Annotated in this window: 12 protein-coding genes; 7 read left to right on the forward strand and 5 right to left on the reverse strand. The window is 64.9% G+C overall.

The window, feature by feature from the left end; translation table 11 throughout:
* Nucleotides 1-165: 165 nt before the first annotated feature.
* Nucleotides 166-1,638: a protein adenylyltransferase SelO gene (locus ACTEK7_RS05030; RefSeq protein ID WP_225133056.1), complete on the forward strand. Its 1,473-nt coding sequence runs from the start codon at nt 166-168 to the stop codon at nt 1,636-1,638.
* Nucleotides 1,639-1,761: 123 nt separating this feature from the next.
* On the opposite strand, the gene ACTEK7_RS05035 is transcribed toward ACTEK7_RS05030, so the two are convergent.
* Nucleotides 1,762-2,769: a M23 family metallopeptidase gene (locus tag ACTEK7_RS05035; RefSeq protein ID WP_225133055.1), complete on the reverse strand. Its 1,008-nt coding sequence runs from the start codon at nt 2,767-2,769 to the stop codon at nt 1,762-1,764.
* 253 nt (nt 2,770-3,022) lie between these two features.
* On the opposite strand from ACTEK7_RS05035, the gene ACTEK7_RS05040 reads away from it, so the two are divergent.
* The 4 genes from ACTEK7_RS05040 to ACTEK7_RS05055 are packed head-to-tail and all read left to right on the forward strand — an operon-like array spanning nt 3,023 to nt 7,036.
* Nucleotides 3,023-3,874: a phosphodiesterase gene (locus tag ACTEK7_RS05040; protein ID WP_225146675.1), complete on the forward strand. Its 852-nt coding sequence runs from the start codon at nt 3,023-3,025 to the stop codon at nt 3,872-3,874.
* 1 nt (nt 3,875) lies between these two features.
* Entirely contained in the window at nt 3,876-4,826 is a 951-nt protein-coding gene (locus ACTEK7_RS05045) for a carbohydrate ABC transporter permease (protein WP_225146674.1), read from the forward strand.
* Entirely contained in the window at nt 4,823-5,692 is an 870-nt protein-coding gene (locus ACTEK7_RS05050) for a carbohydrate ABC transporter permease (RefSeq protein WP_225146673.1), read from the forward strand. Before ACTEK7_RS05045 ends, ACTEK7_RS05050 begins: the two co-directional genes overlap by 4 nt.
* A 12-nt stretch (nt 5,693-5,704) precedes the next feature.
* Complete coding sequence (locus tag ACTEK7_RS05055; RefSeq protein WP_225146672.1) at nt 5,705-7,036, forward strand: ABC transporter substrate-binding protein; 1,332 nt, start codon at nt 5,705-5,707, stop codon at nt 7,034-7,036.
* A gap of 150 nt (nt 7,037-7,186) precedes the next feature.
* On the opposite strand, the gene ACTEK7_RS05060 is transcribed toward ACTEK7_RS05055, so the two are convergent.
* Nucleotides 7,187-8,179 (reverse strand): zinc-dependent alcohol dehydrogenase family protein, encoded by a 993-nt coding sequence (locus ACTEK7_RS05060; RefSeq protein ID WP_225146671.1) that lies wholly within the window; start codon nt 8,177-8,179, stop codon nt 7,187-7,189.
* Nucleotides 8,180-8,282: 103 nt separating this feature from the next.
* On the opposite strand from ACTEK7_RS05060, the gene ACTEK7_RS05065 reads away from it, so the two are divergent.
* Together ACTEK7_RS05065 and rnd are read left to right on the forward strand one after the other, a co-directional pair.
* On the forward strand, nt 8,283-9,182 hold the full coding sequence (locus ACTEK7_RS05065; protein WP_036022741.1) for a LysR family transcriptional regulator: 900 nt from the start codon (nt 8,283-8,285) through the stop codon (nt 9,180-9,182).
* Nucleotides 9,183-9,533: 351 nt separating this feature from the next.
* Nucleotides 9,534-10,682, forward strand: a complete 1,149-nt coding sequence (gene rnd, locus ACTEK7_RS05070) for a ribonuclease D (protein WP_036000537.1) — start codon at nt 9,534-9,536, stop codon at nt 10,680-10,682.
* A 168-nt stretch (nt 10,683-10,850) separates the two neighbouring features.
* Here rnd and ACTEK7_RS05075 read toward each other — a convergent pair whose 3' ends face one another.
* The 3 genes from ACTEK7_RS05075 to ACTEK7_RS05085 form a co-directional block, all read right to left on the reverse strand.
* Nucleotides 10,851-12,233, reverse strand: coding sequence for an aspartate aminotransferase family protein (locus ACTEK7_RS05075; RefSeq protein WP_225146670.1), 1,383 nt, complete (start codon nt 12,231-12,233; stop codon nt 10,851-10,853).
* A 196-nt stretch (nt 12,234-12,429) separates the two neighbouring features.
* Nucleotides 12,430-12,600 (reverse strand): hypothetical protein, encoded by a 171-nt coding sequence (locus tag ACTEK7_RS05080; RefSeq protein WP_167361657.1) that lies wholly within the window; start codon nt 12,598-12,600, stop codon nt 12,430-12,432.
* 30 nt (nt 12,601-12,630) lie between these two features.
* Nucleotides 12,631-13,194, reverse strand: a complete 564-nt coding sequence (locus ACTEK7_RS05085) for an isochorismatase family protein (RefSeq protein WP_036000543.1) — start codon at nt 13,192-13,194, stop codon at nt 12,631-12,633.
* Nucleotides 13,195-13,212 lie beyond the last annotated feature (18 nt).

The raw sequence follows: 13,212 nt of genomic DNA on the forward strand, positions 1-13,212 counted from the left end.
AATCGAACGGCCCGTGATGGCCGGTCCGAAGTTGCGGCAGGGTTTACCCCGGCAGGACGGGGGCGGCAACCAAGGGAACGGCGGGATTTGGACCTCAGGTGCCCATTTTTGGCTTATCCGGGGGCGAACCTTTGCCGATTGACGTTCCAGCCCTATCTTGAGGTCATGACGGTGCATTTCCCCTTCCAGAACTCCTATTCGGCGCTGCCGGACAACTTCTTCGCCCGCGTCGCGCCGACCCCCGTCGCCGCCCCCCGGCTGATCAAGCTGAACCGGCCGCTGGCGGTCCAGCTTGGGCTCGATCCAGACCTGCTGGAGACCCCGGAAGGCGCGGAAATCCTGGCCGGCAAGACGGTTCCCGCCGGAGCGGATCCGATCGCGATGGCCTATGCCGGGCACCAATTCGGGCATTTCGTGCCGCAGCTCGGCGACGGCCGTGCCATCCTGCTCGGCGAGGTCATCGACAAAGACGGCGTCCGCCGCGACATCCAGCTCAAGGGAAGCGGCCCCACCCCATTTTCCCGCCGCGGCGACGGCCGCGCGGCGCTCGGCCCGGTCTTGCGCGAATACATCGTCAGCGAGGCCATGTTTGCGCTGGGCATCCCGACCACGCGCTCGCTCGCCGCAGTCGTCACCGGCGAGCACGTCATCCGCGAGACCGCGTTGCCCGGCGCGGTGCTGACCCGCGTCGCCTCCAGCCACATCCGCGTCGGCACCTTCCAGTTCTTCGCCGTCCGCCGCGACACCGAGGCGATCCGCCGGCTCGCCGATCACGTCATCACGCGCCATTATCCGGACCTGCTCCACGCCGAGCGGCCGTATCACGCGCTGCTCGCCGCCGTGGTCGCGCGCCAGGCCGAGCTGATCGCGCGCTGGCTGCTGGTCGGCTTCATTCACGGCGTGATGAACACCGACAACAGCTCGATCTCGGGCGAGACCATCGATTATGGCCCGTGCGCCTTCATGGATTCCTACAATCCTGCCCAGGTGTTCTCCTCGATCGACGAGATGGGCCGCTACGCCTATGCCAACCAGCCGCGCATCGGCTTGTGGAATTTGACGCGGCTTGCCGAATGCCTGCTGCCGCTATTTTCGGACGACCAGGAGAAGGCCGTCGCCGAAGCCCAGGACATTCTCGGCGCCTTCTCGGACCAGTTCAGCGCGGCCTATCAGGCCGGCTTGCGCAGGAAGGTCGGCCTGTTCACGGAGCGCGACGGCGACGATGCGCTGATCCAGGACCTGCTCGACGCCATGACCAAGAACCAGGCCGACTTCACCCTCACCTTCCGCAAGCTCGGCGAGGCCGCCGGCGATGAGGCTGCGGACGTGCGCGGCCAGTTCATGGAGCCCGCAGCCTTCGACGAATGGGCCGGCCGCTGGCGCGCACGCATCGCGCTGGAGCCGCAAACCGCCGCCGAGCGCCAGGCCGCCATGCACGCGGTCAACCCGCTCTTCATCCCGCGCAACCACCGCGTCGAGGCCGTGATCCAGGCCGCGGTGAACGACGACGATTACGCGCCGTTCGAGGAGCTGGTGCAGGTGCTGGCGAGGCCGTTCGACGACCAGCCGGAGTACGCCGCCTACGCCGATCCGCCGCTGCCGGATCAGCGCGTGTTGCAGACGTTCTGCGGGACGTAGCCGAAGCGAGATCGAACCCGCTGCGTAGGGTGGATTAGCCGAAGGCGTAATCCACCACTTCTCTCGACTCGCGAAGAGCGAAAAGGTGGATGACGCTTCGCTAATCCACCCTACGCACTCATTCTACTTCGTCGCCTTCTTCACCCCGCCGAACGATGCCACGTCGAATTTCTGAGGATCGACGGTCTCGTAGCGTGACCACTCCATGTCCGGCATCTTGCCGTAGCGTTCGCTCCAGGCCTTGTCCGTCGTCGTGTTGCCGGGAGCGACGGGGCGAAGCTCGAAATGCAGCACCTTGCTCGGGCCGATCTCGCCGATCGTGTCCTTCGCTTTGACGATCGCTCCCACCCTAAGTGTCTCGCCTTTCGGACCGACCACGCGGCCGAGCTGGACGTAGCGCGTGTAGACGATGCCGCCATTGGGATAGGTGTGCTTGAGCACGACGTATCGGCCGCAGCCGCCGATCCCGGGAAAATCGGCCGGCGCCTGCTCGCCGGTCTCGATCTTGACGATAACGCCGTCCGCCATCGCTGCCACCGGAGCGCCCGGCTTGTCGGCGGTGAAATCGACACCGGGATGCTCGTCGTGGGTCCAGCATCCGCAGGATGTCATCGTCGTGTCCGCCGGCTTGTCGGCACGTGGAAAGCTGCGCGGGGTCAGGAATTCGTTGACCAGCAGTCCCGGCCCGTCGGGCGAGGTGAAGGCATGGATCGCATAAAGCGAGAGCTTGCCGCCGACCGGCACCTCGTTCGGGAGAAACCCGTAAACCACGTCCTGCATGAAGACCTTGAGCTCGCGCCCCTTGGCGGAGCGCACCGTGATGCAGTTGGTCGCCTGCAGGCTGTCGGCATCCTGCTTGGGCATGCCGCTCATGATCAGAGACCGCTTGAGCGCTCCGTTGGCACACGGCTCGCCGTGAGAGGCCAGCGTGACATCGAGCTTCAGCGGCGACATTGGGTAGACGTCCATGCCGGTGGCGGGCCGCCGGCGCGCCAGGAATTCGTCGAGATCGGTCTCCTTGTAGCGGGCGAAGTTGAACTCGGCCGCGGTCGCACGCGGACCGGTGCTCAACACGGCAAGCAGGACGGAGAGAGCAAGCAATCCCAGCTTGCGGAAGACTCGCGGCGGCATTGGGGAAACTCGTGATGCAAATGAGGCTTGGACCCAGCAAACCATGACCGCATCTTCACGGCAAGGTAGCTCCTTCACTGCAGCGCAATCGTGAGGCGCCGTCCGCGTCGCATCTGCCCCCGGAGGCGTGTCCACATCTTCAGCAGGCCGCGGGAACCGCTGTCATCAAACTGAAACACACGCGCTCTAACGGGCTGACAGCGCCGTCTTGCCGGAGGCGCCGATCCTCCCACCGTCTCTATTTAGGCGCGCCATGCCCTTCAAATTCATCCACCTCACCGACACGCATCTCGCGAATCCCGGCGCGATGCTCTACGGCCTCGATCCGCGCGCCCGGCTGGATGCGGCGATTGCCGACATCAACAAGCATCAGTCCGACGCTGCGTTTGCGGTCGTGACGGGCGACCTCACCCATTGGGGCGAGCCTGAGTCCTACGCCAACTTCGCCGAGGCGATGGCGGCGTTGAAACTTCCCTACATCGCGATGGTCGGCAATCACGACAAGCGCGTCACCTGCCTCGACGCGCTGAAGGCGGCGCCGCGCGATGCCAACGGCTTCGTGCAGGGCACGCGCACCACCGAGCACGGCCTGTTCGTCTTCCTCGACACGCTGGACGAGACCAGCCATGCCGGCGAGATGTGCGCAAGGCGCCTCGGCTGGCTGGCGAGCACGCTCGCCGCCGCATCCGCCGACCAGGAATTCGTCGTGTTCATGCACCATCCGCCTTTCCCGGTCGGCGTCCACGCCATGGACGAGATCGCGCTGAAGCAGAGCGCCGAATTCGCGGAAGTCATCGCGCCCTATCGCGCGCGGATCCGCCACCTTTTCTTCGGCCATGTGCACCGGCCGATCTTCGGCAGCTACGGCAAGATCCCGTTCTCGACGCTGCGCGGCACCAACCACCAGGTCTGGTTCGAGCTCGACGTTGCGGCCAGCGAGCATCTCGCCAGCCACGAGCCGCCGGCCTATGGCGTCGTGCTGATCGACGACGAGAACCTCGTCGTGCACAGCCACGATTTCCTCGACCAGAGTCTGCGCTTCCCCTTCGAGCCGCCGGCGGGAGTGGACGGCCGCGACTACGCGCTCAATTTCCGGGCGCGATGAGATGAGCCTCGCTGAACCCGCGGCTCTCCCGGTCGCGACGTCGGCGGCGCCGCGTCTACACCTCCTGAAGCGGTTCACCAGCCGCTTCAAGGCCTCGCTGCCGGCCTATCTGCTGCTCCTGCCCTCGCTGGTCTTCCTCGCGCTGTTCACCTATGGCGCGATGGGGCGCGTGCTGATCGATGCGCTCTATCAGCGCGCGACGCCGAAGGCGCCGGTGCGTTTCGTCGGCTTTGAGAACATCAGCGCGGTGCTTGCCGACCCCGCCTTCGCAGGAGCCGTCGCCAACAATTTGATCTACGCCGTCGGCACGGCAGTGCCGAGCATCGCGCTGGCGCTGTTGTTCGCGCTGGCGCTGGCGCGCACTCATGCCGTGAACAGCGCGCTGCGCGCCGCGCTGTTCCTGCCGGTGCTGATCCCGATGGTCGCGGCCTCGGCGCTGTTCCTGTTCATCTTCCTGCCGAACGTCGGCCTGCTCGACTATTACATCGGCCGGCTGCTGCCGGTGCTGCCGAACTGGCTCGGCGACGGCGACATCGCGCTCTACGCGATCATGGTCATCACGGTCTGGAAGAACGCCGGCTATTACATGCTGTTCTTCCTCGCCGGCCTCCAGGCCGTGCCCGAGGACGTGATGGAGGCCGCGCATCTCGACGGCGCCGGACCGTATCGGCGGCTGCGCCACATCATCCTGCCGGAGCTCAAGCCCACCTTCCTGTTCGTCACCGTCATCGCCACGCTGAATGCGGTGACGCAGGTCGACCACGTCTTCGTCATGACCCAGGGCGGGCCGTCCAACGCGACCAATCTCGTGCTGTTCTACATCTACCAGCAGGCGGTCGAGCACTACGACATCGGAAAGGCCTCGGCCGCGACGCTGCTGACGCTGGCCGCGCTGATGGCCCTCACCGCGCTGTCCTTCCGCACCATGGCGAGCCGCGAGGGCGGGCCATGAAGCTGACCGATAGGCTGTGGAAGGACGCCCCGCTCGCCACCCGCGGCGAGATCACGCCCAAGCTCGGCTTCGCCCTGACCGTGCTGCTCGCAATGGTCTGGCTGATCCCCTTCCTGTGGATGGTCGTCGCGACGCTGCGCCCCGCGTCCGACGGCATCAACGCCATGGCCGAGCTGATGCCGAGCCTCAAGCCCACGCTCGACAATGTCAGGGATGCCTGGGAAATCGGCGATTTCCCGCGCTATACGCTCAACACCACCATCATCTGTACCGGCATTCTCCTGGTGCAGTTCGTCACGATCACGCTGGCCGGCTTTGCCTTCGCGCGCCTCGATTTCGCCGGCAAGACGCCGATCTTCTACCTGTTCCTGATGCAGCTGATGCTGGTGCCGGTGCTGCTGATCGTGCCGAACCTGTCGCTGGTGGCGCAGCTCGGTCTCTACGACACGCTCACCGGCGTGATGGTGCCGTTCTTCGCCTCGGCCTTCGGCACCTTCCTGATGCGCCAGGCGTTCGAGGCCATTCCGACCGAGCTGGAAGACGCCGCGCTGATCGATGGCGCCGGTCTGTTCCAGCGCATCCGCCACATCTACGTGCCGCTGTCGATGCCGAGCTTCTCGGCCTTCGCCATCATCTCCGTGACCAGCCACTGGAACGACTTCCTGTGGCCGCTGATGGTGATCAATTCGCCGGACAAGCGCCCGCTCACGATCGGCCTCTCCGTCTTCACCAAGACCGCCGAAGGCACGCAGGCCTGGGGCACGATCGCCGCGGGTACCCTCATGGTGATCGCGCCTCTGCTCGTCGCCTTCCTGATCTTCCAGAAACGCTTCATCAGCTCTTTCGTCACCTCAGGCATCAAATAGGAGATTTTCACGATGCTGTTCTCCCGCAGGCTCATGCTCGGCCTTGCCATGGTAGGCACCATGGCAGGCGCCCTCGCCGTTCCGGCCAAGGCCGAAGGTCCGACCGAGGTCGACCTGTTCTTCCCCGTTCCCGTCGACGGCAAGCTCGCCCGCGACATGGGCACCCTGATCAAGGAGTTCAACGAGACTCATCCCAACGTCAAGGCGACCGCAGTCTACACCGGCTCCTATGACGACACGCTGATCAAGACCCGCGCCGCGATCAAGGCCGGCAAGCCGCCGGCCGCCGTGATCATGTCGGCGAACTTCCTGCTGGACATGCAGATCGAGAACGAGCTCACCAATCTCGATGCGCTGATCAAGGCCGACGGTACCACCAAGGACCAGTTCCTCGGCCAGTTCTTCCCGGCGCTGCACGGCAACGCGGTGATCAACCGCTCGGTCTACGGCGTGCCCTTCCACAACTCGACACCGCTGCTCTACATCAACGCCGACAAGGCCAAGGAAGCGGGCCTTGATCCGAGCAAGCCGCCGCAGACCTGGGCCGAGCTCACCGACTGGGCCAAGAAGCTGACCAAGCGCGAGGGCGACAAGGTGACCCAATGGGGCATCGCGATCCCCTGCGCCTACGACTATTGCGGCTGGATGATGGAAACGCTCACCATGAGCAATGGCGGCCGCTACTACAACGAGGAGTTCGGCGGCGAGGTCTATTACGACACGCCCTCGATGCTGGGTGCACTGACCTGGTGGAACGACCTGATCTACAAGCACAAGGTCCACACGCCCGGCGCTACGCCTGGTCCTGCCGTCAGCACCTCCTTCATCTCGGGCAATGCCGCGATGATGATGCTGTCGACGGGCTCGCTCACCTATGTGCGCGACAACGCCAAGTTCCCCTACAAGGTCGCCTTCATCCCGCGCAACGTCCGCAACGCGGTGCCGATCGGCGGCGCCTCGCTGATCATGCCGGCCGGGCTTGAGGCCGACAAGCAGAAGGCCGCCTGGACGCTGATCAAGTGGATGACCTCGCCGGAGAAGAGCGGCTGGTGGAGCCGCGCCACCGGCTATTTCGCGCCGAACATGGCCGCCTACAAGACGCCGGAGATGGTCGAATTCCTGGGCAAGAACCCGGACGCCAAGACCGCCGTCGAGCAGCTCGACGTCGCAAAGCCGTGGTTTGCGACCTACAAGACCGTGCCAGTGCGCAAGAACCTCGAGGACGAGGTGATGCTGGTCCTCAACGGCAAGAAGCAGCCGAAGGAAGCTCTCGCCGCCGCCCAGAAGGCCGCCGACGAGACGCTGAAGCCGTACAACGCGGAGACGTCGCTCAAGCTGCCGTAAGGGGCTGTACGATTCGAACCGAATACGCATCTCTTAGAGTGGGCAAAGGCGCATAGCGCCGTGCCCACCATCTACCTCTCAACTCTGTTGATCGATGGTGGGCACGCTTCGCTTTGCCCACCCTACGAAGCAGCGCTCACGAAAGACACTTCAACAGATCGTCACCACGATCTTGCCGAACTGATCGTTCGACTCCAGAAACCGATGCGCTTCGACGATGTCCTCGAAGCGGAACGTCCTGGCGATGACCGGCTGCAACGTGCGATCCGACAGCCCGTCGAGAATGAACGCCTTGGCCTGCGCGAGGCGCGCGGGATCGCGGATGATCTCGTGCACGAGGTAGCCGCGCAACACCAGGCTCTTCGTCAACACGTTGCAGAGCGGAAACGGCGTCGGCTCAGGACTCAATCCACCATATTCGATCAGGATTCCGCCCGGCGACATGGCCGCGGTCAGCGGCTCGAACGCGGGACCACCGACGGCGTCGAAGACGACGCGGACCCCGTTAGATCCGGCGATCGCCTCCAGCCGCGCCCGAATGTCGTCTTCGTCGGAGGCGACGACATGGGCCGCGCCGGCATCGCGCAAGGCCCGAAGCTTAGTCGAGGTCCGCGTCAGTGCGACCGCCGTCGCGCCGACCCGGTTCGCAATCTGAATCGCCGCGAGCCCGACGCTGCTGGATGCAGCGGTGATGGCAACGATGTCCCCTCGGGCAAGCCGGGCGATGTCGACCAAAGCGCCGTAGGCTGTCAGATACTGCATCCACACGGCCGCCGCCGTCTCGAAGCCGAGCTCCGGCGGATGTTTCACGATGAGTTCGGCCGGAAACGTCGCGAGCTCGGCATAGGCCGGCCATCGCACCATCGACAGCGGCGGCACGATGCTCACGATATCGCCTGGCACAAAGCCCGTCACATCGTCCCCGACCGATTCGACGATGCCGGCCGCCTCGAGACCCAGCCCAGATGGAAATGTCGCGCGCTCGATATAGGTCCCCGTTCGCAACAAGGCCTCGGCGCGATTGAGGCCGAGTGCCTTGACCCGGATCTGCACCTCGCCCGTCGCCGGTGGCGGAACATCGATGGTTTCGATGCGCAGCACGTCGGGACCACCATGGCGATAAAAGCGAACGGCGCGGGCCATGGATGCACTCCAAAACAGTTGAACTGAATAGAGCTATGCCGATCCGTGCGAAGAGAATAAATCGCCCAAGCAAGCCAAAAGTCGAAACCAGGAGTTTTCAATCATGGACCGCCTGACCAGCATGGCCGTGTTCGTCAGGGCCGTCGATCTCGGCTCGTTCGCGGCTGCGGCCGATGCTCTGGAGATGTCGGGGCCGATGGTTGGCAAGCACGTCCGTTTCCTCGAAGAGCGCCTCGGGGCACGGCTCCTCAACCGCACCACGCGGCGCCAGAGCCTGACCGACGCCGGCCAGGCCTACTACGAACGCTGCCGCGCGGTGCTGAGCGAGGCCGAAGCCGCAGATAGCGTCGTTGCCGACCAGTTGTCGGAGCCGCGCGGCAGGCTGCGCGTCACCATGCCGGCCCTGCTGGGACGGCACTGCATTGCGCCGTTGCTGATGAAGCTCGCGCGGAAATATCCGCATCTCGAACTCGACCTCTCGTTCGCCGATCCGATTGCCGACATCGTCGAGGCCGGCTACGATCTGGCAATCCGAACCGGCGATCTCGACGACCAGTCCGGCCTGATCGCACGGCGCATCGCAAGCCAGCGCATGGTGGTATGTGGCGCGCGGTCGTATTTGCGCACGAGCGGCAAGCCGAAATCGCTCGACGATCTCGCCGCCCATCAAGCGATCATCTATCGCGGCTCAGGGCGTGTCCGGCCGTGGCTCTTTCCGCAGGAGGGCGGGCCTCCGCGCGAGATCATGCCATCGGGCCGGCTCCGACTCGACGACCTGGAGGCGATTGCCGATGCCGCGGCACAAGGCATGGGTCTCGCCTGGCTACCCTATTGGCTGGTCCGCGAGCGCCTCGATACGGGTGCACTGGTCAATCTCTTCAGCAGTCAGCCCCCATTCCTCTACGAGTGCCACGCTCTCTGGCCGCGCTCACCCCGGCTGCCGCCGAAGGTGCGCGCCGCCGTGGACATCCTCGCGACCGGCTTGCCGAAGCTGATGGCGTGACCATGGCTGCGCCCAATTAACTTCTCGTCCACCATCCGCCCCGGCCCGCCGCCGGTAACCATCACAATTAACAGACCCTCAACGCACCCCCGACAAATCTATCAATGTTTCTGGAGATTTCGCCGTGGATCTGTTGGTTATCGAGTTCCTGGGACTGGCGCTGGTCGCCATGTGCGTCCTCGTGGTGGCGCTGCCCTGCGCACGAAAATCCTCCCAGCGGGTCCGCTACGAATAGGATTTTCGTCGGAAAGAGACGATTCCGGCCCGATGCAAGGCTCGAATTCGCTCAGAGCCCCTTGACATCACAGCACTTTCGGCGGAACGGCTGATACCAAGTGTCATGGGCCGTTCATGGATTTAATTACCACCACCGCTGACCTCGCGGCTGCCTGCAGCCGGCTGGCCAAGCACCCCGTCATAACAGTCGATACCGAATTCCTGCGCGAGACCACTTACTACCCGCTGCTGTGCGTGGTGCAGATGGCCAGCGCCGAGGAAGCCGTGGTGATCGACACCCTGGCCGAGGGGATCGATCTCAAGCCGTTCTTCGAGCTGATGGGCAACGAGGGCGTGCTCAAGGTGTTTCACGCCGCCCGCCAGGACATTGAGATCATCTGGCACCAGGCGGGCATCATCCCGCACCCGGTGTTCGACACCCAGGTGGCTGCGATGGTGCTCGGTTACGGCGACAGCATCGCCTATGACGCGCTGGTCGAGAAGGTCACCGGCCACCGTCCGGACAAGACCCACCGCTTCACCGACTGGTCGCGCCGGCCGCTGACCAAGGAGCAGATGCATTACGCGGTCTCCGACGTCACCCATCTGCGCGACGTGTTCGCCGCGCTCGACGCCGACCTGAAGAAACGCCGCCGCAGCGAATGGGTCTCCATCGAGATGGAGGTCCTGACCTCCCCCCGCACCTATGATTTCCATCCCGAGCGCGCCTGGGAGCGCCTGAAGACGCGGGTCCGCAAGCCCAAAGACCTCGCGGTGCTGATGGAGGTCGCGGCCTGGCGCGAACAGGAGGCGCAGAGCCGCGACGTGCCGCGCGGCCGCGTGCTGCGCGACGAAGCCGTCACCGATATCGCGACCCACGCGCCGACCACGCTGGAGAAGCTCGCCCATCTGCGCTCGGTGCCGAAGGGGTTCGAGAAATCCAAATGGGGCGCGGACATCATCGCCGCGGTCGAGCGGGGGCTGGCGCGGGACTTCTCGAAGCTGCCCAAGCTGGAGAAACCGCGCAACAATTCCAACGGCGCCGCCATCGTCGAGCTGTTGAAGGTGCTGTTGCGGATGACCGCCGAGCGCCACGCAGTCGCAAGCAAGGTGATCGCGACCGTCGACGACTTAGAGGAGATCGCGGCGGACGATGAGGCCGACGTGCCCGCCTTGCGCGGTTGGCGCCGCGAGCTGTTCGGCGACGCCGCGCTGAAGCTCAAGCGCGGCGAGCTCGCGCTCGCGATCGAGAAAGGCCGCGTGATCGGGGTGCAGCGGGCGTAGGGGCACGCTGTCGCGCCGATATTCCCGTCATTGCGAGCCAACGGGTCCGCGCGAAGCGCGGCCCGATGACAGGTTCAGGGAAGCAATCCAGAATCCCTCGTCGGAAACAGTCTGGATTGCTTCGTCGCAAGAGCTCCTCGCAATGACGACGGAGAGAGCGACGAAGCCTTACGCCGGCGTCAGCTTCGCCACTTCGCTCTTCATGTCGTTCAGCACGCCGGAGATCGCGTCCACCAGTTCGTCGATCTGGGCCTTGGTCGTGATCAGCGGCGGGCAGATCGCGATGGCATCGAGCATGTTGCGCGAGATCACGCCGCGCTCCTGGAGCATGCGGCTGGCGATGCCGCCGACGGCGCCCGGCGTAGTGGCGGCGGTCTTGCGCGCCTTGTCGAGCACGAGCTCGAGCGCGGCGATCATGCCGACGCCGCGGACCTCGCCGACCAGCGGGTGGCTGGCGAGTTCACGCAAGCGGCCCTGCATGTAGCCACCGAGCTCGGCCGCGTGTGCGACGAGGCCGCGCTCCTCGATGATCTTGAGGTTCTCCAGCGCAATCGCCGAGCCGACCGGATGGCCGCCCGCGGTGAAGCCGTGGCCGAGCACGCCGATCTTGTTGCTCTCGTCCGCGATCGGCTCGAACATGCGGTCGTTCAGGATGATCGCCGAGAGCGGGAAATAGCTCGATGTGATCTGCTTGGAGACGACGATCGCATCGGGCTTGATGCCGTAGGTCTCGCAGCCGAACATCTTGCCAGTGCGGCCGAAACCGCAGATCACCTCGTCGGCGACCAGGACAATGTCGTACTTCTTCAGGACCTTCTGGATCTTGTCCCAATAGGTCGCCGGCGGCACCACGACACCGCCCGCCCCCATCACCGGCTCGCCGAAGAACGCCGCGATCGTATCCGGCCCTTCCTTCTGGATCAGGGCGTCGAGCTCCTCGGCCCGGCGCGTGGCGAAGGCTTCCTCGCTCTCGCCGGGGGCGCCGTCCTTGTAGAAGTGCGGCGAGCCCGTATGCAGGATGTTCGGCAGCGGCAGGTCGAACGAGCGGTGGTTGTTCGGCAGGCCCGTGAGGCTGGCGGATGCGATGGTGACGCCGTGATAGGCACGCAGGCGGCTGATCACCTTCTTGCGCTGCGGTTGGCCGAGCGCGTTGGAGCGATAGGCGATCAGCTTCAACACGGTGTCGTTCGCTTCCGAGCCGGAATTGGTGAAGAACACCTTGCTCATGGGCACCGGCGCGAGCGCGACCAGTTTCTCGGCGAGGTCGATCGAGGGACCGTGCGATTTGGCGGAGAACGTATGGTAGAACGGCAGCGCCTGCATCTGCTTGTGCGCCGCCTCGACCAGTCGCTTTTCGTTGAAGCCGAGCCCGACGCTCCACAGGCCCGCCATGGCTTCGAAATAGCGCTTGCCCGACGCGTCGAAGACGTAAGGCCCCTCGCCGCGCTCGATCACCAGCGGACCGGCCTGCTGATGCGTGCGCGCATTGGTGTAGGGATGGAGCTGATAGGCCACATCCCGGGCCTCTTGCGAATTGGGCAGCATGGACATTTGCGATGATCCCTAAAAGCGTCACGCCGCCGGCGGGCCGGCGTCATCACTCGATGGCGAGTACTTGTCTCAAGTACTTGGCTATTGCCACGACGCAAAACTTGCAATGCCAATTCGTCGGCGGCAAGCGCTCAGCAGCGATGCACAAAGCCGCACATGACAGGACCGCGGATCGCAGAATCGGGCTGGGCAGCTCTCACGCCGCGCCGTCGTCGTCCACTTCGTCGGTGGCGGAAACGGCTTCCCTCACCTCCATCAGCGCCATCGAGAGCAAGTAGACCGTGGTAGGCAGCCCAAGCCTGCGCGCCTTCTCGGCGGCATGCGACAGATCGCTCGCCAGCTCCTTGAGCTCGTCTCCCCGCGACAATTCTCAACCCCATCGACCGGCCGCGGCCGCCTACACCGCAACGGCGCCGCTGGTTCTGATCAGTTCGGCGCTGGACTGGACTGTAGCAAAATTCGCAATGACATCCACTACCGCATGCCGGTAGGCCGCGGCATCGTCCGTGCCCGGCTGCCGGCAAGCCACCGCGTCGGTGATCACATGGTAGCGATGACTGCGGTGAAACCCCTCGACGGCAGTGGCCAGGATGGTCTCGTCCAGGGAAAAGCCGATCAGGATGCAGCGTGTGGTGCGGATAGCGGACATGTGGCCGCCAAACCGCGACGAGCTGTAGGCGGACGGCAGCGGGTGCTCGAACGTCATCTCGCCCGGTTGTGGCCTGGTCTCCGCGATCCAATCGGTCAGCCTGGATGACGGATTGAACCAGGCCGCCTGCGCGATGCGCTTCAGATGCATCACCGGCCATAGATTGCTGCGCCACAGCGTCAGGAGTTCCAGGCAGCGCGCCGCCGTCGCATCGCCGTCGCGGATAACGTGACGGCGGCCGGGAGTCAGGTACTCGACCTGAAGATCCGCACAGACCAGGATCGGCGGATCATCGTGCATTGAAACCAGCATCGAGTTGCGCGCAGCTGC

The sequence above is a fragment of the Bradyrhizobium sp. JHI2711 genome (genome assembly GCF_056156565.1).